The organism is Paenibacillus sp. J22FR5, assembly GCF_059691975.1.
Map to the genome: position 1 here is coordinate 99,045 of NZ_JCAUAN010000022.1, position 25,339 is coordinate 124,383.

Here is a 25,339-nt window from a genome sequence, read left to right on the forward strand (position 1 = left end):
CACCGGGATTGGGAGACGATTTCATGAACAAATGGACGACAATACGGCATAGCATCTTTTTCAAGTTTTCCTTGGCATTTCTAATGATTGGGATGATTCCTCTTCTTGTGCTAAGTGCGCTGTCGCTCAATCAATTTACCGATCAGGTTGAACGAAACACGGAGAATAATTATAAACAAATGGTGCTCTATCTGGCTAAAAATGCAGATGACATTTTACGTAACTACAATATTATTTCGAAAAGCATGTATAATAATTCGATAGATATCGCGGATCGTCAAAGTAGCAATTCTTTGGGACAAGAATTCAACCGCTTCGGCAGGGTCAATAGGATGACGATCGATGATTTCTTGAAAACGATATTGTATAGCGACACCCACATTGAAAACGCTTTATTCGTGCGCAAATCCGATTTAGTCGTTTACAACCAGTCGCGCACGAATAAAATGCTAGATTCGAATGAACCTTATCCACCTGTCAACTGGTCCTATACGTTATCTGGAAAACCGAGGCAGCTTGCTATTTTTCCGCCTCATCCAGAAACTTATTTTAAGTCGACTAGACCCGTGATTACGTTTGCGCGCAACTATAACGATACTTCCGGCAATCTTGGTCCCGATACAGAGGTGCTTGGCACGGTGTATATTGACGTTGATCTTGATATCTTCGAAAACCTGTTCAAAAAGGTTGATCTTGATCGCAGGGATGAAGTGCATGTCGTGGATGGAAACGGTTATATTCTGTATTCCAATCAAGAAGACAAGCTCGGGAAGCGGTTCGACGAGCTGGCCGCCAGAAGAAGCGGAACTAAGCTCTTATACTCAGAGCCGGTCCCGTTTATCGGCGGACAAGTTATAGGGCTGGTATCCAAGGCAGATTTCTACGCTTCGCTCACTCAGATCAGATCGAACGTGATGATTGCTTCCGCAATTTGCCTTCTCGCGCTTCTCGCGCTGGGCGCTTTATTTTCCCAGACGTTTACTAGGCCGATTCTTGATATTATGCGATTGATGGCTCGCGTTGAGTCGGGACATCTGGATACCGGAATCACGACGACGCGCAAGGATGAAATGGGTCGGCTGGCACAAAGCTTCAATCGGATGATCGAAAGGCTCAAGTTGTTTATCAACGACGCTTATGTGGCCGAGATCAAACGCAAACAAGCGGAATTGAATGCGCTGAAGACGCAGATTCAACCTCATTTTTTATATAATACGCTGGAAGTGATCCGTATGAGCGCCGTAGCCGAGGATGCTATGGGCGTAGCGAAAATGATTCACTCTTTGTCCAACCAGCTTGAATATGTGATTGACTTCGGTGAAGAGTGGGTAACTGTACAGCGGGAACTGGAGCACTTGAATCATTATTTTCACTTGATTGAAGTGCGGTTTGATCGCAGGGTCGATCTGCAAGTAGCCGTGGATGAGGACTTAATGGATGCGCTTATTCTGAAGCTGTCCATTCAACCGCTTGTCGAGAATGCGGTGCAGCACGGGATCCGACCCAAAGGAGGGAAAGGCACTGTGCTTGTTTCAATAGAGAATTCGGGTGAGGATCGTTTGGCTGTTACGATATTCGACAACGGCATTGGGATGGATTCCGATACGCAGGCACGGGTTCAACGTCAATTGGAAGAGGGAGAGAGCGTGACGGGGAAAAGCATCGGCCTCAAAAATGTACATGCTAGGATTCGCTTGGCATGTGGGGAGCCGTATGGAATTACGATCGAGAGCCAACCGCGAATCGGTTCCTCGGTTCAAATGCTATATCCGCTGCAAAGGGAGGAACGGCGATATGAGAAAACTAAAAGTGTTGCTCGCGGATGATGAGCCGATCATTCTAAGGGGGCTGCGCAAGCTGCTGCATTGGCATGAGCTTGGCTTGGAAATCGTCGGTGAAGCTTATGACGGGGAAGAATTGCGGCAGATGATAGATTCAACCTCGCCTGATTTGATTATAAGCGATATTAGCATGCCCGGTTACACAGGCATTGATATCATCCGCGAAATCCATGAGACGAATCGGAATATAAAAGTTGTGTTTATCAGCGCTTTTCGCGACTTCGCCTATGCCCAGGATGCACTGAAGTACGGGGCGATCGGGTACTTGGTCAAGCCTGTCGATATCGATCAATTGGAGCAAATCGTTCAGAAGGCGATCCGGCTTATCGGAGACCAGTCGGACAGAGTCCGCGAGAAAGAAATGGCGGTACGATATGAACGGAAAAAGCGAACCGATCTCATTGAGGAAGTGCTTTTGAGAATGACAAACGGGGATGAAGGTGCATCATCCCAATTAATAGAAATGGGTGTCGTCTCGCGCAGCAATTATATTACAGTGTGCTTTGGTGAATTGGATGGCATGAAGAACGACGGGAGCAGCAGTTCGGAAAAAAAGAGAAAATTGCTCGACTTTGCCATTGCCAATGTTCTTGCCGAATCCATTTCGGAGACATGCTCCGGCATCTATTTTCGCAAAGGGGACCTGCACGGCATTTTTCTCCAGCATGACCGTTTAGATGAAGCGTTATCCCTGTCGCGGGATTTTCACGATAAGGTGAATGAGTATGTCAAGACGAACTTTACATTGGGTGTCGGAAAAGCGGTACAAAAGCTGGAGGAGACGCACATTTCCGCACAATCTGCGATGCACTCCCTGCAAGTCCGATTTTTTACCGGATGGAATTGTGTTATTGAGGGACAGCAGACGCAAGCGGATCCGGAGGTAAAAAGCCGAATAAACGATGTGCTGAAGAAGCTTGTAACCTCTATGGTCACGACGGCTCATGGAGATACAGAGGATACGGTAAGCGAACTGATGGGGGTGCTGCGTACGCTTGCGCCTGACGGCAAACAGGCGGTAGTCATCGCTGTCTATGCGGGAATCATCCGCATTCGGAAGGAACTGGCGGATTTCGGCATTTCTGCGGGAACGACCGATCTGGACGACCACGAGCTTCTCGCGAGGCTTGAACGGTTTCATACGTTCGATCAAATGTCCGAATATGTTTACGCCGTAATCGCCGAGATTCGCCGTGATGTTGCCGTTAAAATAGGCAATAAGGAATTAAAGCAGATTATGGAGGTTAAAGCTTTCATTGATGAACATTTTGCAGAGAATATTACGCTGGAATCGATGGCTGCTTCTGCTTTTATGAATCCTTACTATTACAGCAGTTTTTTCAAAAAGCATACGGGCGTAAACTTCAAGGAGTACCTCACCGAGGTGCGGATGAAGCATGCGTTGAGCTTATTAATGCAAACCGATTTGATGTTGTATGAAATCGCGGACAGGATCGGGTACAATAATGCTCGGCAATTTAGCAAAATGTTTAAGAAGCGGTACGGCAAACAGCCTCTCGAATACAAACAATCGATACATCCATAGGCAGACGATTGCCTAATGGATCACTAGGGGGTCACATCCATGCAGCGATTGCGGATTTCAGCTGTGCTGCTCATAATAGGAAGCCTGATTATACTTGCATCGTGTGGGATATTAAGAGGGAACCGTCCCGCTGTCGATGACCATAATTTAACGCAGCCTCTCTCTTTTACGCTTGCGTATGCAAAAGACGATTTGTCGCATAAGCAAGGCATTGCCTCAATTATCGGCGCATTCGAGAAATCGCATCCGCATCTTGAGATCGATGAAGTCAATGAAACCTGGTCCGGATCTTATGGCGAGTACTTGAAAATGAAGGTGTCTGTCGGGGAATTTCCGGATTTAGTGGAAATGCGCGATACGCAGTTGTTCGCTGACGCCGGCTTGCTTCATGAAATTCCGGGTGATTTGGCAAACCTGCTTCGAGTCGTTCCGAAAGTAAACGGCCTCATTTATACAATGCCGTTAGACCTTGCCGCCCCGCAAGGAATCATCTTCAGCAAAGCCGTTTTCCGTAAGGCCGGGATTGTTGCTTCGCCCAAGACGTTCAATGAATTTATGCAGGCGTGCGAAAAAATCAAACAGCTTGGTATAGACCCCTTAGTCGTCGGGGGTAAAGACATTGGAAACATGAGGTATTGGATCAACAAGTTTCTAATTGACGAAGTTTATATTGATCATCCGAATTGGTACGCCGAGCGGAGCGAAGGCAAGGTCAGTTGGACCGACCCCGGGCCCATGAAGGCGATGGACAAACTGGCTTCCCTATGGGAGCATGGGTATGTGGCACGGGGATCTCTGACGACGGCTGAAAATCAAACGGCTTCAATCCTCGTCTCGGGACAAGCGGCTATGCTGTTTTCCAGTCCTTGGATGTTTAATCAAATCAAGGCAGCTGATCCTTCTTTCGAATACGGATTTTTTGCGCTGCCGGATGATAAAGGGAAAATAAACGCAGCAGTGGAGCCGATGCCGACTGGGTGGTCGATCTCTGCCGCAGCAGCTGCGGATCCCGCCAAGTTGGAGGCGATTACTCAGTTTCTTCATTATTTCTACGGCCAGGATCAATATCTCCGCTATTTACAGGCCTTTAACGGAATCCCGGCCACTCGGGAAGAAGTCAGCTATCCGCAGCCGGAAGCCATGCTCGATGTGCTCCGTGTTATGAACGATCCGAAAACCGGAAAATCTACCTCAATGGATGACTTCTCCGGGCGAAATATGCCTCCTTCTTCCTTCAATGATTGGTTCTATCAGACGGTCCAAGAATGGCTGGCCGGTAAAATAAGCATGGAAACGGCCATGAAAGAGGCGGATCGGGAATGGGATGTTTTGTTGGAACATAGGGATGTTCCAATTCTAAAAAAAGTGCAGTAAGATCTTAAAAAAAGTACTAATTGTTTGTAAGTCAAATATGTCAGCAGATGATTTGAGGAGGTGAGGTATTGGTGAAGGAAAAACGAGCCTTGTTTCTATTTGTTTGCGTAATGTTCTTACTATCCGCTTGCGATATGCTGCAATCCCAACCGGGGAATGTCAAGAACGATGGAAGTGGATCGGAGCTTAGGGAATTAAAGTTCATGTTTTTCGGGGACAAACCTACGGATTTGGATATCGTGCTTAAGGAGTTCGAGAGAAGAACGAAGGATTCTCTTCATTTGAAAATCAATATGGAATGGGACGCTCCGGAAGAATTCAAGCAGAAAGTAAGCCTGAAGCTTGCGGCAGGCGAGGAAATCGACGCCGTGTTCGACGCTCCCTGGATGAGTTTGGAGCAAAATGTAGCACGGGGCTATTATCAAAAGCTCGACAATTATTACAACAATGACGATTATCCCGGCTTGAAAAAAGCTTTTCCCCAGAAATATCTGGAGTCCAACAAGCTTAACGGGCATTTGTATACCGTACCGCTCACCCAAATGTTTTATGACATCGAAGTCGTCTATATTCGCAAGGACTTGCGGGAGAGACTCGGACTGAAGCGGATTGAAAGCTATGAGGATTTGCAAGCGTATTTGCAAGCCGTCAACAGTGAGTATCCGGAAATGATTCCGTTAGCATTGAAAGGCGACCGCGGTTTTTTTAAGCTGTTCGCCAATGAAGACAAGCAACCGAATTATCGTACGGGTCCTTACTTTATTTCAGGGTCGGGTACCGACTTCAATGTTGTGCTCTCCAAGGATGGTAAGCGGGTACTGGGGGCAACGACCTATGGTGATCCACAGACCGCTTATGAGGCATTTCCAGCCCCGTTGAATGTTCCCGATTACTATTACGGTGTGTTTGATCGTTTTATGAAGTGGAATAAGTATATTAATAAAGACGTATTGAACGAGCGGAATCCGCTGCTCCTTTTCCAGGCCGGAAAATCGGCTGCTATCGAAGGCGTGTTATCGGGCTGGTCCGAAATCCGTCAGAAACTGATCACGTCCATACCGGGCTCCGATCTGGAAGCTTTTGTTTATTCTTCCTGCCAACGAAAAATGGAGAAGGGCTGCATCGGAACCGACTTTCGAGCATGGAACAATCTGGTTATCCCGGTAACCTCGAAGCATGCCGACGATACGATGAAGTTTTTGGACTGGTTGTTCCGAAGTCAGGAAAACCATGACTTATTCGAGCTCGGCATGAAGGGCGAGCACTGGAAAGAAGCGGGGAATCAGATGTTTACACCGACACCTGCTGCGACGAACTATCTATTTCCCCGCTATGAATTGACATGGAATCCTTCCATGTCGCGGATCAATGCCAATCAAACTCCGGAGGCCATCGAGTTGTTACGATATTCTGTTGACCCCGAAACCTATTACAAGATTCCGCTAGCCGGCTTTAGCTTTAATCCGTCGCCGGTCAAAATGGAAATCGCGAAGGTGCGGCCGGTTACGGAGCAAGCGCTGCAAGTAATCCGAAACGGGCTCGATCCCGATTGGCGTTCTACCGTCGTCCAAATGAACGTGAAGCTTCGAGGTTTGGGACTGGAGAAAATTCGAAATGAGCTGATCAAACAAATTCAAGCTTATCTGGACGCGGGCGGAACATGAACGTGAAAATGATATTAAAAAGACGCATGAGCACAACGGCATGCGTCTTTTTTATGCTTAAAAAAGGATAAACAAAACTTAAAAAGGCACATTCAAGCTGCGGCTCAAATTTGTTAAAGTTAACCCACAGCAAACAATCGACAAATGATTTTGCAAAAAACAGAGGAGGAATACCGGATGATCGAATCAGTTGCCTTAAAGTCCAAGTCAACCGATCCTACTAGAAAGAACGCAGGAATATGGAACGTACTGGTTACCGAAATACGCAAGCATGGTTTATTGTATTTGCTTACTCTTCCTGGCATCTTGCTGATATTTATATTTTCCTATCTCCCGATGGGCGGCATTGTGATAGCCTTTCAAAATTTTAACGCGATCAAGGGCATAACCGGAAGCGAGTTTGTCGGGTTTAAGAATTTCGAATTTTTCTTTGAGTCCAATGAAGTTATTTACGTCATTTTCAACACACTCTACCTGAACGCGCTATTTATCGTATTCGGCACGGTCGCATCTGTTGGTATTGCGGTCATGTTCTCCGAGCTCGGCGGCAAATGGTTCAAACGGATCGTCCAATCGCTCGTCACGCTGCCGAACTTCCTGTCGTGGACGGTCGTTGCAATGTTCGTGACGGCGCTGTTATCCAGCGATACCGGTATGCTGAATAAATGGCTTGCTTCTTTCGGCATCGCGCCGGTCTCCTTCTATAATGAACCGTCAATATGGCCCTTCATTCTGGTGCTGATCAAGATATGGCAAGGGGCGGGCTTCGGCTCGATTGTCTATCTGGCCACTATCACGGGTATTAACCCGGAAATCTACGAATCCGCATCGATTGATGGAGCCAACCGGTGGAAGAAAATTCGTTATATTACGCTCCCGCTGCTGAAACCGACGGTTATCCTGATGATGCTCCTTGCGATGGGCGGTATTTTTTATGGGGACTTCGGCATGATTTTCGCGCTTGTCGGCCGCAACGTGCTGCTCTACCCGACAACGGATGTTATCGATACTTACGTGTATCGGGCGCTTATGGATTTGAGCGATATGAGCATGGCGGCAGCCGTCGGCGTCTTTCAATCGGTCGTCGGATTCATTCTCGTCATCACCGTCAATCAGTTGGCGCGCAAGTTCAGCCCGGATTCAGCGCTCTTCTAATTCTTACGAAAGCAGGTGCAGTCATGATCAAGGAAAGCAGTGGCGACAGGCTGTTGAAAGCCATGATTTATACCGTGTTAACGGTCTTCGCCATCTATTGCCTCATTCCGTTTATAACCGTTGTCAGCAGCTCTTTGTCCACCGAATCGTCGATTTTGAAGGATGGATATTCGATTCTGCCGGGGGAATTCACTTTGGATGCTTATAAGCTCATTTTCAAGGATGCTACGATTTATCGGTCTTATGGGGTGACGATCTTCGTCACTATCGTCGGCACGGCGCTGGCCATGCTGGTCACGTGCGCATTGGCGTATCCGTTGTCCATCCGCGCTCTGAAATTCAAGAATGGGATTAACTTTTACGTTTACTTCACGATGCTGTTTCATGGCGGGCTGGTCGCGAATTACTTACTGATCTCCAAATATTTGGGGATGAAGGATACGATATGGGTTCTGATTATTCCTGCCCTCCTCAGCCCATGGAACATGTTTCTCATGCGAAACTTCTTCAAATCGGTCGATGAGTTTCTAGCGGAATCCGCCAAGATCGATGGCGCGAACGACCTGTATATTTTCTTCAAGATCGTGCTGCCTATCTCGATGCCGGCATTGGCCACGGTTGGACTCTTTTATGCGATGAGTTTCTGGAACAAATGGTTCGAAGCCATGCTCTTCATTTCCGATGAGAATAAATTCCCGCTTCAATATCTGATCATGCGGATCATGAGCAATGCAGAGTTCGCGAATCAGCTCTCGGTCAAAATCTCGTTGCCGAACTACGTTGTTCCGACGTTGTCGACCAGGCTGGCTACAACCGTAGTCACCATCGGCCCGATCATTTTCTTGTATCCGTTCTTACAGAAGTACTTCGTTAAGGGACTCATGGTCGGAGCCGTCAAAGGCTGATTCAAAAGTGTCTGGACTCGCCAATTTGGCGGTTTGGTATAGATATTCAACAAAAATAGGGAGGAAACAGAAAATGAAAGTCATATCTATGAAAAGCACGTCCTCGCTGATAGTAGCGACGATGCTCGTCGCTACGCTAGCGGCATGCAGTAAGTCGGGAAGCGGTAATTCAGAAACGGCCAGCCCTTCCCCAAACAGCGGGGCAACAGCCACCAAGACTCCTGATCCGATCAACTTGAAAGCCATGCTGTTCGGCGACAGGCCGATCGACATGGACAAGATGCTGGCCGAATTCGAAAAGCGGACCAAAGGTACATTGAACACGAAGTTGGACATTGAATACAACCCGTTCGATGATCACAAGAAGAAGCTGAATCTGAAGATTACGGCTGGAGAGTCGGTAGATTTCGCGTTTGATGCTCCGTGGGGCAGCCTGAACCAGAACGTGACGAACGGTTATTACCAGCAACTCGACAAGTATTTCAATAACGACGAATATCCAGGTTTAAAGAAAGCGTTTCCAAAAGATTTTCTTACTGCCAATTCGATTAATGGGCACATCTTCGCAATTCCGATAACCAATGCATTCTACGATATCGAGGTTGTGTTCATCCGCAAAGATCTGCGCGAAAAATACGGTTTGCAGCCGATTAAAAGCTACGATGATCTGAAGGCTTACTTGGAGAAAGTGCAGCAATCGGAAAAAAGTATGATTCCTTTCGCCCTCAAAAATGATCGCGGCTTCTTCAAAATGTTCGGTTTGGAAGATAAACTGACGAACGTCAAAGCGGTTGCCGGCACATCTCCTGCATTCAACGTAATCTTGTCCGATGACGGCAAAAAAGTGCTAGGCGCAACGACGCTCGGAGATTCTGCCGATAAATTTGCAAACCTGCCGGCTCCTTACAACAATCCTTACTTCTTGTATCCGCAATATGACAAGTTTGTTGAGTGGAACAAGTTCGTTCAGAAAGACGTTCTTTCCGAGAAAGATCCTGGAGCCCTGTTTGTTGCAGGAAAATCGGCTGCCAATGAAGGAACAATCAACGGCGCTGCTCAAATCCGCAAGAAGCTGCAAGCGGCTGTTCCTGGGGCCGATATTGAAATGTTTGTGTACAACTCTCATATTCGCAACATGGAGAAAGGCGCAATCGGAACTGATTATAAAGCATGGAACGATATCGTTATTCCGGCTACAAGCAAAAATGTGGACCGTACGATGAAGTTCTTCGATTGGTTGTTCAGCAGCCAGGAAAATCACGATCTGTTCGAAAACGGCCTTGAAGGCGAGCATTGGACGAAAGACGGCGATCGCAATTACAAGATGACGGACAAGACGACTAACTATTTGTTCCCAGGCTATGAACTCACGTGGTCGCCAACGATGTCCAGAATCAATGCGGACAACGATGCGGATACGCTGAAGCTGTTTAATTACCAATCGAAACCGGATACATATTATTTGCAGCCGCTGTCCGGATTCGTCTTCAACGCTGAACCGGTGAAGACGGAAATGGCCAAGATTAACCCAGTTACTTCTGTTCGCGATCCGATCTTGAATAACGGTTTGGACAAGGATTGGAAAGCAACGGCTGAGAAAACGAATCAGCAAATGGTAAACTACGGATTGGAGAAGGTTCGTCAAGAACTGATCAAGCAGGTGCAAGCTTTTCTCGATAATGGAGGAAAGTAAGCCGAAGTCTAATGATTAGCAGAAAATGCCGGCATCGATTCGATGTCGGCATTTTCCCAAAAATGGTTATTGCCATCAGTTTTGCTGAACTATTGAAAGCGTATACGGAAATGTGTATAACTGGCAATAAAAAGGCATTTATAAGGAGTTGAAATCATATGAACAGAAGAAATAAGAAACGAATGTTGAGCAAATGTATGATTTTTTTACTTTTCTTTGCAATTATCGTGAATACATTTCCGAACAGTGTGATCTATCCCGTAGAGAAAGCAGCAGCAGCAGCAACATTGACCGGAACGAAAATCGATACGTCCTCCGGAGCAGTCTCCTACAGCAGCTCCGTTGGCTCGTATGGTTCCGATCATGACGGAACAAAAGCATGGGACGGCAGTACGGACACTTTTGTCGATTTCGTCACCGGAAGCGGTCCTTATTGGACACAAATCGATTTAGGGACGAAACGGACGACGCTTAGCGGAATTCGCTATTATCCCCGTTCGAATTTTCCGAATCGGATGGTAAATGGCGTTTTTAAAGGCTCGCTAGACGGCGTCAACTGGGTAGAGCTTTACAAAGTAACGTCAGTGCCAAGTGTAGCTTGGACGGAAGTTGCCATCAACCCGGCAAGCGGCCCATATCGGTATATCCGGTATGAAACGCCGCAAAACTCCTTCCTGAACGTAGCGGAAATCGAGCTGTACGGCACACTGGCGGTAGACCTGGGAAATATGATGGATACGTCCGCCGGAGCAGTCTCCTACAGCAGCTCCGTTGGTTCATATAGTTCTGATCATGACGGGACAAAAGCATGGGACGGCAGTACGGACACTTTTGTCGATTTCGTCACCGGAAGCGGACCTTACTGGACCCAAGTGGATTTTGGGGCGAAAAATGTGACGCTAAGAGGGATCAAGTTTTATCCCCGTTCGAATTTTCCGAATCGGATGGTAAATGGCGTCTTTAAAGGCTCGCTGGACGGCGTTAACTGGGTAGAGCTTTACAAAATAACATCAGTGCCGAGTGTAGCTTGGACGGAAGTTGCTATAACCCCGGCAAGCGGCCCATATCGGTATCTCCGGTATGAAACGCCGCAAAACTCCTTCTTGAACGTAGCGGAAATACAATTATACGGCACACTTGAAGCAGGCATGGGAGTTAAAGTAGACACGTCCGGCAGCACCGTGAGTTACCTCTCCTCTCCTGGCGTCTTTTCGGGCGACTACGGTCTCCAGCATAATGGCGTCAAGGTTTGGGATGGAGATACGAGCACCTTTGCGGATTATAACATCAATGACGCTACTGCGGACAACACGCATTGGACTGCGGTCGATTTTGGCCAGTTTAAACAAATAACGGTTGGCGGCATACGCTGCTACCCTCGTCCCGGCTGGGCTGCCAGAGCGGTGGGAGGAACATTCAAGGGATCGAAAGACGGTATAACCTGGGATGAATTATTGAAAATTACAGCGGTCCCACAAGATTCTGCTTGGACAACGGTGAAGCTGGCTTCTTCGAAGGGCCCCTATCGTTATATCCGATACGAAGCGCCTAAAAGCGACTTTCTGAATATGAGTGAAATTGAGCTATATGGCACGGTTACGGATGTCCCGATCGAAAATCCTTGGTCGAATGAAGACTATACGAACGGCGCATTCAGCGGCTTGATTGCAAGCACGCTGAACGCTTACAAGCGCTCGGATTATTCGATGGGAAGCTACGAGAAGCTTACGGATGCCTTTAAACTGATTCGGGCTGTCGGAGAATCGCTTATGGATCCCGGCATGTCGGAGCAAATCGTACATAATGCGGTCGATCAGCTGAAGCCGGCTCCCGACGGAAAATGGAATACGTCGGATATCGCCGTATCTTATATTGGCGACGCGGCAGTCGTAAGCTCCGGCGGAGACAAGCTGCCATGGGACGGAGATATTAACACCTGGCCGGATTATCCCGGAGAGCGGTATTCAGGCGTTGATTTCGGAGAGGGACAGGCCAAATCGATCAGCGTCATCAAGTATTATCCCCGGTACAATTTTCCCGATCGGATGGTTGGAGTCAAATTCCAGGGCTCCAACAATAATACGGACTGGACAACGCTGCATACCGTTGGGTCAATCCCCGTCGTCGGATGGAATACGGTCAAGCTGGCAGCGCCGACGATTCCTTACCGGTATGTGCGGGTGGTAGGACCCGAGGGCTCCTACCTGAATGTCGCGGAAGTCGAGCTGTACGGTACGCCGGTAGACACTACGCTGTTGTCCTATTCCCTGGGCAAGCTCGACAACGCCGATTCGCAGCGTTATACGGCTGCCAGCTTTGCCGCCTTTCAGCAGGCGAAAGCCGATTATGCATCGGTTATCCAGGCAGCGAGAAGCGTTCTGGCGAATGCGAACGCAAAAACGAAGCAAATTGAAATCAATGCGGCCGTGCTGTCGCTGCGCCCCGTTTTATCGAAGCTCGTATATGAATCGACGTTAATGGTCGCGTACGATACGGACGGCGGTTCAACCGTTCCGGGCGAACGGTTGTCGGCCGGCGCAACGGCGCCCCCGCCTGCCACGACGCCGGTTAAAGCGGGATATACGTTTGCGGGCTGGTATTCGAACGCGGACTCGACGATCCCATTTGACTTCAATGCTCTGATCTCGAAATATACGATGGTCTTTGCGAAATGGACGGCCAACGCGTACACCGTTTCGTTTGAAGCCAATGGCGGACGGGCGATCAAGAACCAGGTCGTTCCGTACGGCGGAACCGTCAAAAAACCGAGGAAGCCGATCAAAGGCGGATATGTGTTCGTTGGCTGGTACAGCGACGCCTCTCTGACTACCTCTGCAGATATGACCAAGCCCGTTACGGAAAATACGAACTTTTATGCCAAATGGGGGCCGCTCGGATACGACGTTCCTCCGACCGCATACAAAAGGAACGCATTCGAATTCGTGCATCCCGGGATCTTTCATACGAAGGAAGAGCTGGATCGCATGAAGACATACGCTCTCGCGGGTGTTGAGCCTTGGAAGAGCGGCTACGAGGCTCTGAAGGCGACGGGCAACGCGATCAAAAGCTACGCGATGGAAGGGCCGATGAAGGTCATTCCGAACCCTTGGGAAGGAGCAAGATTCAGAAACGACGCCGATGCCGCGTACAATCTGGCCTTGATGTGGTATATTACCGGGGACGAGGGCTATGCCGTAAAATCCAGGGAGGTCATGATCACCTGGGCCAAGACGATGAGAGGATACCCGACGCTGCAAGTCGGCGAGCCCGATCTGTCCAACGGCGGCCCCGGCCAGAAATTCCCGGCCGCCGCGGAAATTTTAAGAGCTTCGTATTCAGGATGGTCGCAAGCGGATACGGATCAACTGATTGCCATGTTCGAGGCGGACGATGCGGGAACGGGCGTGGCGGGCTCGGGCTACAGCATGATCGACGTCGCTTTGCAAAATCTGCTTCATAACCATGCCACCTTGAATAATGCGGCGCTCGGTTCGATGGCTGTTTTTATGGACGACATCAACTTGTATAATCAGGCGGTCGCCCAGTTCTATAATCCTGCCATTACGCGGGAAGAAATCGGTTACTACGGCGGAAGCGTGTTCTTCAACGTTAATCCGATTACGGGTCAAAATAAGGAAAGCGATCGGGATCAGGCTCATGCCATGGGCGGCGTCGCTTTGCTGGCCGCATTGGCGCAGCTCGCCTATTCGCAAGGCTCGAACGATCTGTACGAAGCCGGTGACAATCTCGTCCTGAAAGCGATGGAATTTGGTGCAAGGTACAATCTGGGCTATGATCTGGAGCAAGGCGAAGTGCCCGGCGGCTATACGAATAACGCGCCATGGAACTATCATAACAACGCGATTTCAACCTTTAACCGCGGAAGATCGAATATCGTCGGCTTTTACGAGCAGGTCTACAACTATTACAAAAACGTGGCCAAGGTAGACCCCGCGAAATACAGGTATTTACAGGAACTGGTCAAGGACAAAAACTTCTTCCCGGAAAAGGCTACGCATGACAACATCGGGCTGGGGACGCTTACGTCTTCGCAGGAAGCCGAGAAGGATGTGCCTGTGCAAGCGTATGTGACTGAAGCGAAAATCGGCGGTTTGACGGGCACACGATTCAGCGCCGGAGCTTTCGACAGCGCCGGAGGGCGCGAAGATCTTAGCGCCCCGGACAATTCGGTGCCGACCACCAAAGCAATCGACGGCCATCCGGCCATGATCGCTACGCGCAGCGGAAACTATGTTGTTTATAAAGATTTTGATTTTTCGCGATTCGGCTCGCGCTTAAACTCGGTCGCCTTCCGGATGGCAACAGGCAATGCTTCGCGCAATTATTACGTGGAGCTTTACGCGGTCACCAACGGTACGCTGTCGTTCAGTGACAAGGGAGATAACCCTGTCGTAACGGGCGGAACTTATCTTGGGAAAGTCAACTTCGATTATACGGGCGATTGGGCTTATTTCCACACGTTTTACGGCGATATGGCGAACGTTCCGACCGGGAAAGCGAATCTCTATGTGGTATTCCGCGGAGATCCGACCACTTGGCTGATGGACCTTGACTGGTTCCAGTTTTCCTCCAACTTCGCGAATAGAGAAACGACAGCAGGCGCAGCATTATCGAACGGTTCCGTTTTGCCGTATACGCTGGATTTCGAAGAAGGCATGTCTTATGTATCCGCAGAAGTTTCGAGCGAGACCAGCGGCGGTACAATCGAGGTGCGGAAAGTGAGTAGCTCGGGGGCATTGCTGGGAACGATCGCGGTGCCGAATACGGGCGGCAAAGCCGTTAAAGTGCGTACCAAGCTGACGAGCCTTCTTGCCGGAGTCAATGACATCGTATTCGTCTACAAGGGTCAGGCGGCGACCCTGAATACGTTCAAATTTGCGTTTATTCCTGATAACACGTATTTGGCGGCGGATCATTGGGCCGTCATAGGCGGCATCTCCGAAGGTGATGCGGATGATGCGGGGCATCAAAGTGTTAGAGCCGTGGACGGCGCCATTCTGGCTTATCCGTTGGTTAATTTCGGAGTGACGGCGTCAACCTTCCAGGTTAAGGTGGCGACAACCTCTGCGGGACATATCGAGCTAAGAACGTTGTCGTATGACGGTACGGGCACAGGCAATCCTTTAAGCGAAGGAGGCAGGGGAAATACCGGCACGCTGGTCGGGACGTTCGATGTTCCCAATACGAACGGCCGGTGGGAAACCGTTGAGCTTGAAATTTCCAAGCCAATGCAGGGCGAGTATTTGGTGTACTTCGTGTTCAAGACGGACTCGGCTTCCGGGCATATCGACTGGTCGACCTTCAAGGTCGAGCCGTCAAATAGGCTGCCGGTTGCAGAGAACGTTCAGGTGAAGGCAATTGCAGGATACCGCTTCTCGCACAAGCTGCCTTTGACCGATCAGGACGACGATCCTCTGACGCTTAGCTTGGCTGGCGCGATCGACGGGGTGACGTTGGATTCCGGCACGGGGGAACTGACGTGGACGCCCGGCGCGTTGCAAACCGGAAGGCATACGATCCAGGTTTCCGCTTCCGATGGCGAGTTAACGGCGGATTCGTTCGTCACGGTCGATGTGTATGCCGACATTCCCGCTTTTGTCGACGCCGTGGAGGCCTCCTTCGATCCGGCCGAATACTCGTTAGGATCGGTGCGGAAGCTGCGGGATGAATTGGATCGATTGAGCGCGAATGAACCGGGAACGGATGTTCCTCCATCCATTCTGGCTGTACAGCAATCGTTCGATGCTTTGGAGAAACCTTTCGACGGTAAAATCGCAGTCTCCGCCGCTTCGGTCTCGTCCTCGGCCATCAATGGACAGTTGGCATGGGACGGAGATACGAATACGTGGCCGGACAGTGATACGGGCGACAAATATACGCAAGTCGATCTGGGCGCCGGGAACGAGCGCGTGATCAGCCGAATTTCGTATTACCCAAGATGGAATTTCCCGGATCGTATGCCAGGCGCCAAGTTCCAGGGATCTATAGATGGCACGAATTGGACGGATCTTTACACTGTTCCGGGCGTGCCGGAGGTGAAGTGGAATGAGGTTCAAATAACAGATCCGACTGCATACCGGTATATCCGGTACCAGGCTAAAGCCGGTCAATGGCTGAACATCGCAGAAATCAAGCTTTACGGCATAGGGGCGGATAAATCGCTGCTGGATTATTTACTCGAAAAGATCGATCTTGCCAACGAGAGGAAGTATACGGCGGCAAGCTGGCAAGCCTTTACGCAAGCGTTGTCCGACCGAGGCTCGGATATTGCCGGGGCAAGATCGCTTCGAACAGATCCGAATATCTCGCAGACGAGCGTGAATGCAGCGACTGTAATGCTGGACGGGATTTATGGATTGCTGGTCGTGGACAGGGAGGCGCCGACAACGACTGATGACGCCCCGCTCAGTTGGGTCAATCACGACGTCACGGTGAATTTAACGGCAAGCGATAGCGGCTCGGGCGTTGAGGCAACTTATTTCATGCTCGATGGCGGGCCCAAACAGGCGGGAACCAGAGTAACCGTTTCGGAGGAAGGTACTCATACGCTTGTCTACTGGAGTGTGGGTCATGCCGGCAATGTGGAAACGGCGCATACGGTTGCCATACGATTAGATAAGACGGCGCCGGCGGACGCAGCGTTGTCGGCCGACATTACAGCGTCAACCAACAGTGATGTGACCGTAACGATCAGCTATCCGGCTGATGCGGTGGTGAAAGAATACAAACTGGGCGCAAGCGGCACTTGGACAGCATACGGTGCCCAAGTGGTTATTTCCGCAAACGACAGGGTGTATGCAAGAGGAACGGATGTTGCAGGCAACGTATCCAATGTAACCAATTATGTGGTCGGCAATATCGATCATATAGCACCGGTGGATGCAACCTTAGCTGTAGATACCATAGCGCCGACCAACCAGGGTGTCACCGTAATGATCAGCTATCCGGCTGACGCGGCTGCGAAGGAATTCAAAGTGGGAGACAGCGGCACTTGGACAGCATACACCACTCCAGTCGTTGTCTCTGATAATGACACTGTGTATGCAAGAGGAATGGATGCCGTAGGCAACGTATCGAACGTAACCAGCATTACCGTAAATAACATCTACAAGATTGCCCCTGTCACCAGCGCAACGTTAAGTCCGGCTGCGCCTAACGGCAAGAACAGCTGGTATACGACGGATGTTACGGTAAGCTTATCCGTATACGCCAATGTATACGGAGGAGCAGTGACAACCGAATACCAAGTGAATGACGGTGCATGGATCACCTACACCGGTTCCATTCCTGCCTTCGGGGAAGGAACGTATAAGCTTGGATACCGAAGCAAGGATCAGGCGGGCAATGTCGAACACCAAAAAACTGTCGAGTTTAAGGTTGACAAGACGGCGCTAGCGCTATCTGTTCAGTTGGATAAGACATCAATTTGGCCGGCAAATCACAAAATGGTGACTGTCAATGCGACTCTGAATTCGAGTGATGCTGCATCGGGCATTGAATCCGTGGTGTTAACCTCTATCACGAGCAATCTGCCGGATAGCGGTCAAGGCGACATTCAGGCCAATTTCGGTACAGCCGCTACTTCATTTAATTTACGTGCTGAAAAATCACGTATCTATACGATCACCTACACGGCAACCGATAAAGCGGGCAACAAAACGGTTACTTCCGTAACCGTCACAGTGCCGCATGATCAATCTGGAAATCATTAAGAAGCGTACTAGTGACGGAAAGTAGCCTGGACGGCGGCAGCACCTGACAGAGCGGAAATCATATTTCTGCGAAAGCTGCTAATTACTTGCTCCGGATACTGAATACTTGTTGTCTATTCGATAGTCTTAGTAGAACGTAGTCCTGTAAATCCCTCTTGTGTCGACATCTTAGCAAGTACGCTTTGCTAATCACGCAAGAGGGATTTTTTATAGGAATGATAAACGATGTCGGAGAGGGTGATGCGGTCAATTTGACCATCAGTTGAAAGTGTATTCAATCAGAGGTTTGACAACTTCAATTCATAAGGAGGATTTATATTATGTCAAAACAAGTGCTGCATTTAAAATTACTACCATTATTTCTAACTTTTATTATGTTAATTGCGATCTGCGCGTCCTTCACAATGGGCTACCGACCTGTCGCCGTACACGCAGCAACAACTTATATCCACCCGGGCATGCTTCACACCCAAAGCGATCTGGATCGGATGAAAACCAAGGTGGCTGCCAGTGCGTCCCCTTGGATTGATGAGTGGCACATGCTGCAGGACAATGGCTTCGCCTCATCTTCCTTTACTCCGACCTACCGCAGCATCGTATACCGGAACGACGCAACAAATGGAGATCTGGGGAATGACGATTTGAAAAATAGCGGTACGGCAGCTTACTTTAACGCATTGGAATGGTACATCACCGGGAATCAAGCCTATGCCAACGAGGCTATAGCTCTCTTAAACGGCTGGTCGAATACGTTGACCTCCATCCAGGGCAGCGATGCGATCATTGCTGCGGGTGTTTACGGCTACAAATTTTTAAATGCGGCCGAAATCATCCGTTATACGAACGCCGGGTGGCAGCAAGCCGATATAACCAAGTTTTCTACGATGATGACGAACGTCTTTTATCCAATTACCCAAAATTACGCGGCCCTGGACAGAAACGGTGCAGTAGATGCGCTGCTCATCCTGTTTAATATTTGTTACGGGGTGTGGAACAACGACGATCCAGCCTATAATGCCGCCGTCAATTACTACAAAACCGGCGCAGGAAACGGCTCCATCACCCATTTCATCCAGACGAGCGACGGGCAAACGCAAGAAGCAGGCAGAGATCAGGCCCACAATCAATTAGCTGTCGGTATGCTTACCGATGCCGCTGAAGTAGGCTTTAACCAAGCTTCGGTCAACGTAAGTGGCGCCGACATGGTTTCCTATCCCAACAACTCGTATTCGCTGTTGAAAGGGTTGGAATATACGGCCAAGTACAATTTAGGCTATCCCGTACCTTTTACGAGAGTACAGAGCGCTGACACGAAAGCTCCTTACACACAAGTTTCTTCGCTAAACCGCGGAGAATTCAGACCGATGTATGAACAAGCGTACAATTTGTTCCATAACAAAGTAGGTCTTGCCGATTCCTCGATGCCGTTTACGAAACAAGTTATCAATTCCGTAAAGCTGGAAGGCTTCACTTCCGATCACCCTTCGTATGGAGGCCTCTTGAACGCACAGGATACGCGAACGGCACCGCTGAATCCAACCGTTGCGATCAGCCCTAGAAATCTTATCAGTTATGTAGTCACTGCAGCTAGCGGAGGCGTCAGTCCATTAATTGCCAATGTGAGCAGATTCAACTCGGACGGTTCCTTTCATATTGGCACACAGGAAACATTCACGATGGAATATCAAGGAAGTAAGACCTACGCGTTTAAATCTCTAATCAATAACAAGTATGTTTCTGCCAACAACGGCGGCTCGGCTTACCTCATTGCCGACAGCACAACAATTGGTACGACGCAAAAGTTCACGGGAAGCGAAGACAACAATATGCTATATTCGTTCAAATCCAATGCCAATAATTTATATGAAAATGTTGACGCCACCAATCAAATCGCAGCTACAGCGAGCAGCGTAACATCGGATAGCCAAAGGTTTATCATCTTGCCTCAAAGAGCGGCGGTTACTTCATCGGCAGCGCCAACAACTCCGGCGAACCTGACGGCGAGCGTAAACAATAATGGCCAGATTACGCTGAACTGGACAGCGTCCACGGATAATGAGGGAGTTATCGGCTACAAGATTTTCCGGAACAGCGTTCAAGTAGGAACGGCTTATACGAATTCGTATACCGACACGGGGCTTTCCGCATCGACGACCTACAGCTACACGGTGCAAGCCTATGATGCCGCCGATGTTGTTTCGGCCCAAAGCAATACGGCCAGCAATACGACTGCAGGCACGAATCTTGCGCTTAACAAAACTGTGACGTCGAGCAGCAGCTTTGAATGCTGCTGTTGGCTTAAAACGAACGCGGTTGACGGGCAAGAAAATTCCGTAAGCGGCGCTTGGGGCTTTTCCAGCAACAATTCCTTGACTGCCAATCACACGGAATGGGTACAGGTAGATATAAGCGCGAGCAATACGATCAGCCAAGTAACATTATTCCCACGCAATGATGGGATTAATGGAGGTTTTTGTTTCCCGATTGACTTCAATATTCAGGTGTCCACAGATGGAACAAACTGGACGACCGTTGTCACGAAGACCAATTATCCGTTCGTTAACAGCGGGCAAGCATTCACATTCACACCCGTTTCGGCCAGATATGTCAAAGTAACGGGAACCAATCTTCGGCCGAATCCGAACGATACGAATTATTACCGGATGATGTTTGCCGAAATCGAAATTTTCCAACAGGTAACAAGCGGTGCTACTTATAAAATGGTCGCGCGCCACAGCGGCAAATTGGCTGGCGTGAGCGGCGCTTCCTTATCCGACGGCGCTGCGGTTGTACAGCAGACCGACAGCGGAAGCAACGGCCAGAAGTGGGTCATCACTGACCTTGGCACCGGCTATTACAAGATTATCAATGTCAACAGCGGAAAGGCCATGGACGTGAGCGGTGCTTCCACTGTGGACGGCGCGCAAATCATCCAATGGCCGTATAGCGGAAGCAACAATCAGCAATGGCAAATCGTTGATGTGGGTAGCGGATTTTATAAGATAATAGCACGCCATAGTGGAAAGGGAATGGATGTAAGCGGCGGTTCTACTGCAGACGGTACGCAAACTCAACAATGGACGTATAACGGTACCACAAATCAACAATGGTTATTAGTGAAACAGTAAGGATGTGAATGAATGCGCATAGTAATCACGATGCTATAAAGACAGGACATATTCCGTCAGTTCACATTTATGCACATAAATTCTTGTCATAAGTGAGAGTCAACAGACACATTGCCATATGTAAGAAAATGTGTTAGTGTGTTAACGATAACACATGTAATTCTGGAGACTGATTATGAATATTAAGATGTCGGATGTGGCAAAAGCAGCGGGCGTTTCGCTCGCAACCGTCGGCAGGGTTCTGCACAATAACGGCTACGTGTCTGAGGAGAAACGCAAGGAGATCGAGCGGATCATCAAAGAGACGGGCTATATACCAAACAAGATTGCACAGGGACTGAAAAGAAGTCAGAGCAAGATTATTGGGCATTTGACGCTGTTTAACACCAATATGCAGTTTAAGGAGATAAGCTCCGCCGTCAATACTGCTGCCTCGATCAGCGGTTATCATTTGCTGACTCTTACCTGCCACCATGGATTTGGCGAGGAGGAGCAATGGGTCAACGACTTGATCGGCCACCGGGTGGACGGTGTTATTATTACCTCGTATCATGCCATTTCAAAGGAATTAATCGGCCGCTTAATCGAACAGAATATACCCGTTGTTATGATTGAACGGACCTATGAAATGCCCTCGGTTGACCGAATTGTAGTCAATGATCGCGCCAGTTCGTCAGGCGCCGTCCGTCATATGGTGCATAAAGGGCACCGACGTATCGCCTTTGTTGGCGCCGAGCTGTGGCACCAAGTGGAAACGGATCGTTACACGGGTTACCTTGATGCGCTGAACGAGGCAGGAATCGCACCTCAGGAGGAATGGGTAAGGGTCATGCCCGAGTATTCGGTGGAGGCTGGCCGGAAGGCAATTGGTGAGCTACTGGATGCTAAGCATCCTCCGACGGCGATTTTTATGACTTCAGACATTTATGCTTGCGGTGTAATGCAGGTTTTGTATGAACGCGGTCTTCGTGTGCCGGACGATGTGTCTCTTATCGGATACGACAACACACTGTCGGCTTTGCTGTCTCCGCCGATTACATCAGTCGGTTTACCGTTCAAAGAAATCGGTGATCATGCTTTGCAACTGCTTCTGCGGCGAATGAGCGACATTACAGCCCCATCCTGCACAATCGGAATAGACCCGTTTCTGATGGACCGACATACGGTGCGGGAATGGCATGGCGACTAGGCCGGGCAGCGTGAACCAGAATCCTTTTGAATTGATTTTGCCCCTTGGCATTCGATTCTGGTTCGTGCTTCGCCTGAATCAGCATCCAGCTATCCGGTCAATAAGTCATACCTAGTTTCATGACTAATGTGGTAACGTTAACACATTATATTGATTGATGTGTTAACGATAACATATTGAGCCGAGTCTCGATGAAAGTGCCTGGGTATTCATATTCGGGTACTCTAATCCGCGCTAACTCAATCAATAACAGAAGGAGTGGAAGAACGATGACGCGACCGCTACCAATGCTTACCCAGATTTGCCTTGTAGTCCATGATGCGGAACAGGCCAGCGCCAATTGGGCTAAGGTCCTTGGCGTTCAACAGGCACCGGTAGAGACAATGACGACGGAAGGGGGGCTTCACTATACGTATGGAAATCTTACAGAATACAGCGGATGCAAGGTAGCCAAGTACGAACTGGAGCATCTGATCCTGGAGCTTATGCAACCGGCCGAATCTCCGAGTCCATGGAGAACCTTTCTGGATAATCACGGACAAGGTGTTTTCCATTTCTGCATGTTCGTAGATGACCGCCAGTCGATGTACCAGACGTTGGCCAACATCGGAGCAGAACTCCCGTACCATGTTGGCTATTTTACCAAAGGCTCTTACAGCTACGTGGACACGAGAGCTCAGCTTGGATTGGAGCTTAGCATCAACAACCTGGCTGACAACCGCCATTTGATGCGGCTCCTTGCCCAAGGGAGTTCAGAACCATTGGATGAAATAAAATAGGTTTTGGGAGTTATAGTGAAAATTAAAGTACACAGCAATTCAAATTGCAAAGGAGTACGAATGAAATGGACATCAAAACCCTTAGAGCTTTATTAAAAGAAAGGGATTCTTTTAGCATTTTGGAAACGTTGGATATCGTTACGGGCGAACGGACTGTTTTGCGTGAATTCGATGAGGTCATCGAGGCCCCAAACTGGACGAATGACGGCCGATATCTGGTGTATAACAGTAACGGCCTTATGTACACTTACGAGTTGGATACTGGAGCGGTTAGGCAGATTGAGACCGGATTTGCTGTCGATTGCAATAATGACCATGTACTTTCTCCCGACGGCACTCGACTTGCGGTCAGCCATTTCACGGAAGAGGATGCACTGTCCAGAATATATGTGCTTCCCTTAGTGGGAGGGGTACCGGAACTGGTAACGCCGAACGGTCCCAGCTTTTTGCACGGATGGTCTCCAGACGGCTCGACCATTGCGTACTGTGCGGGAAGAAACGGACAATACGATATCTACACCATTCCGGCGGGCGGTGGTGAAGAGATCCAGTTGACAGACCTTCCCGGTTTGGATGACGGGCCTGAATTTTCGCCCTGCGGCCGCTGGATATGGTTTAATTCGACGCGAAGCGGTTTGATGCAGATTTGGCGTATGGGCTATGACGGAGGGAATCCGGAGCAAATGACATTTGATGAAGCCAACTGCTGGTTTCCGCATGTGTCCCCGGATAGCGAATGGGTATCCTACCTGGCATACCGAATAGGAGATGTGGCTCCCGGAGAGCACCCGGCCAACAAACAAGTGGAACTGCGTCTGATGCCTGCAGGGGGCGGAGCATCCCGTACGATTGCTAGGTTGTTCGGCGGTCAGGGAACGATAAATGTCAATTCGTGGGCGCCGGATAGCCGTAAGCTCGCTTTTGTTTCGTATCGGCTGAAGCAGTAGCGTTCAAGTCTTGGATAGAAATGTGAGTTATGACCTTCCTTTACGGGCAGGTACTACAAATAGTAGAAGGGATTGATGGGCATGGCACCTGTGAAACCGATAAAAGTTGCTGTAGTTGGATGTGGCATGATTAGCGATGCTTATTTAAGCACAATGGTTAACTGCTTCCAAATATTGGAGGTGGTTGGCTGCTGCGATCGTAATCCTGAAAAGGCCGAACGGGCCGCAGAAAAATATAACATCAAAGTACTCTCCATCGAAGAAATTATCGCGGACGATTCAATTGAAATCGTTGTCAATCTGACCGCATCGACCGCGCATTACAGTGTCGTGAAACAGCTGCTCGAAGCCGGCAAGCATGTTTATACAGAAAAGGTATTAGCAATTGAGTTGGAGGAAGCAGCTGAATTGGTTCGGATCGCCAATGAAAAAAATCTGTATCTCGGCGTAGCTCCAGATACTTTTCTCGGAGCAAGCATCCAGACCGCTAGATTCGTGGTCGAAAGCGGGATGATCGGGAAAGTCACTTCCTTCCACTGTGCATTGAACAGGGACATTTCCCTCTTTGCGGAGCATTCTCCGCTAGCCGTTAAACCTGGTGCAGGCATTGGCTTTGATGTTGGCATTTATTATATTACCGCTATGCTGAGCATTTTGGGCCCCGTTACGGAGGTATCCGGGATTTCGAAGACGCTGAACAAGGCACGGAAGCATTATTTTATTGAAAAGCTCGATGAGTCCTATGAGATACAGTGTGAAAATATTATGGCCGGCACGCTGCAATTTGAGTGTGGAACGGTCGGCAGCATGCTGTTCGACTCCAATTCCATATTCATTATTCCGGAGAAGCCGACGCTTGTCCTGTTTGGCACCAGTGGGATCATGTACATGTCCGATCCAAACCTTTTTGGCGGCGAGGTCAAGGTTATTCTAAAGGGCTACACGGAGCCCATGGTCATGCAGCAATCCCATGCTTTCACCGGAGAGAGCCGGGGACTTGGCGTCGCAGAAATGGCGTGGTCCATGCGCAAGGGCAGAGTGAACCGTGCGAACAAGGAAATGGCCTATCATGCTCTGGAGATATTGCACAGTATTGTACGTAGCGGTGAGACGAAGCAACACGTTGTGTTGAAATCGACGTTTGCCAATATGCCGCCTATTCCTAAAGGCTACTTAGATAGCTCGTATCTTAACTCCCAGGAAGAATCTGGACTTGCCTAAAAGAAAGAGGCCACTGAAAAAGCTCTGGCCCTTGGTCATACCCCTGTCAAGTAGACAAATGAAAAAAGCTATGCTGCCAAAGCGCATCGATACTCAATCGGTGCGCGTTTTTTCAGTTTGGATTGAAACCGTTGGTAGTTATAAAAGTAAATATAATCTTCCAC

At 49.1% G+C, this 25,339-nt stretch carries 14 protein-coding genes; 13 read left to right on the forward strand and 1 reads right to left on the reverse strand.

Annotated elements, in window-relative coordinates:
- Positions 1-23: 23 nt before the first annotated feature.
- From AC58P7_RS23665 to AC58P7_RS23725, 13 genes are all read left to right on the forward strand, one after another.
- Positions 24-1,826, forward strand: a complete 1,803-nt coding sequence (locus AC58P7_RS23665) for a cache domain-containing sensor histidine kinase (protein WP_497347262.1) — start codon at positions 24-26, stop codon at positions 1,824-1,826.
- Positions 1,795-3,387, forward strand: coding sequence for a response regulator (locus tag AC58P7_RS23670; RefSeq protein ID WP_497347264.1), 1,593 nt, complete (start codon positions 1,795-1,797; stop codon positions 3,385-3,387). Before AC58P7_RS23665 ends, AC58P7_RS23670 begins: the two co-directional genes overlap by 32 nt.
- Before the next feature lie 39 nt (positions 3,388-3,426).
- Positions 3,427-4,761, forward strand: a complete 1,335-nt coding sequence (locus tag AC58P7_RS23675) for an ABC transporter substrate-binding protein (RefSeq protein WP_497347266.1) — start codon at positions 3,427-3,429, stop codon at positions 4,759-4,761.
- A 71-nt stretch (positions 4,762-4,832) separates the two neighbouring features.
- The gene (locus AC58P7_RS23680) at positions 4,833-6,425 is read left to right on the forward strand and encodes an extracellular solute-binding protein (RefSeq protein ID WP_497347268.1); all 1,593 of its coding nucleotides are present in this window, start codon (positions 4,833-4,835) and stop codon (positions 6,423-6,425) included.
- A 144-nt stretch (positions 6,426-6,569) separates the two neighbouring features.
- Complete coding sequence (locus tag AC58P7_RS23685; protein WP_497347270.1) at positions 6,570-7,580, forward strand: ABC transporter permease; 1,011 nt, start codon at positions 6,570-6,572, stop codon at positions 7,578-7,580.
- Positions 7,581-7,603: 23 nt separating this feature from the next.
- Positions 7,604-8,485: a carbohydrate ABC transporter permease gene (locus AC58P7_RS23690; RefSeq protein WP_497347272.1), complete on the forward strand. Its 882-nt coding sequence runs from the start codon at positions 7,604-7,606 to the stop codon at positions 8,483-8,485.
- A 73-nt stretch (positions 8,486-8,558) separates the two neighbouring features.
- Positions 8,559-10,178, forward strand: a complete 1,620-nt coding sequence (locus AC58P7_RS23695) for an ABC transporter substrate-binding protein (protein WP_497347273.1) — start codon at positions 8,559-8,561, stop codon at positions 10,176-10,178.
- A 158-nt stretch (positions 10,179-10,336) separates the two neighbouring features.
- The gene (locus AC58P7_RS23700; RefSeq protein ID WP_497347275.1) at positions 10,337-17,911 is read left to right on the forward strand and encodes a discoidin domain-containing protein; all 7,575 of its coding nucleotides are present in this window, start codon (positions 10,337-10,339) and stop codon (positions 17,909-17,911) included.
- A 320-nt stretch (positions 17,912-18,231) separates the two neighbouring features.
- Entirely contained in the window at positions 18,232-21,039 is a 2,808-nt protein-coding gene (locus AC58P7_RS23705; protein WP_497347277.1) for an RICIN domain-containing protein, read from the forward strand.
- A gap of 187 nt (positions 21,040-21,226) precedes the next feature.
- The gene (locus AC58P7_RS23710; protein ID WP_497347297.1) at positions 21,227-22,228 is read left to right on the forward strand and encodes a LacI family DNA-binding transcriptional regulator; all 1,002 of its coding nucleotides are present in this window, start codon (positions 21,227-21,229) and stop codon (positions 22,226-22,228) included.
- Positions 22,229-22,497: 269 nt separating this feature from the next.
- Entirely contained in the window at positions 22,498-23,007 is a 510-nt protein-coding gene (locus AC58P7_RS23715; RefSeq protein ID WP_497347279.1) for a VOC family protein, read from the forward strand.
- Positions 23,008-23,072: 65 nt separating this feature from the next.
- Positions 23,073-23,954: a TolB family protein gene (locus AC58P7_RS23720; protein WP_497347281.1), complete on the forward strand. Its 882-nt coding sequence runs from the start codon at positions 23,073-23,075 to the stop codon at positions 23,952-23,954.
- Positions 23,955-24,044: 90 nt separating this feature from the next.
- A complete protein-coding gene (locus AC58P7_RS23725; protein ID WP_497347283.1) occupies positions 24,045-25,175 on the forward strand; it encodes a Gfo/Idh/MocA family protein in 1,131 nt (376 codons plus the stop codon).
- 68 nt (positions 25,176-25,243) lie between these two features.
- On the opposite strand, the gene AC58P7_RS23730 is transcribed toward AC58P7_RS23725, so the two are convergent.
- The gene (locus tag AC58P7_RS23730; RefSeq protein WP_132418655.1) at positions 25,244-25,339 is read right to left on the reverse strand and encodes an IS3 family transposase; all 96 of its coding nucleotides are present in this window, start codon (positions 25,337-25,339) and stop codon (positions 25,244-25,246) included.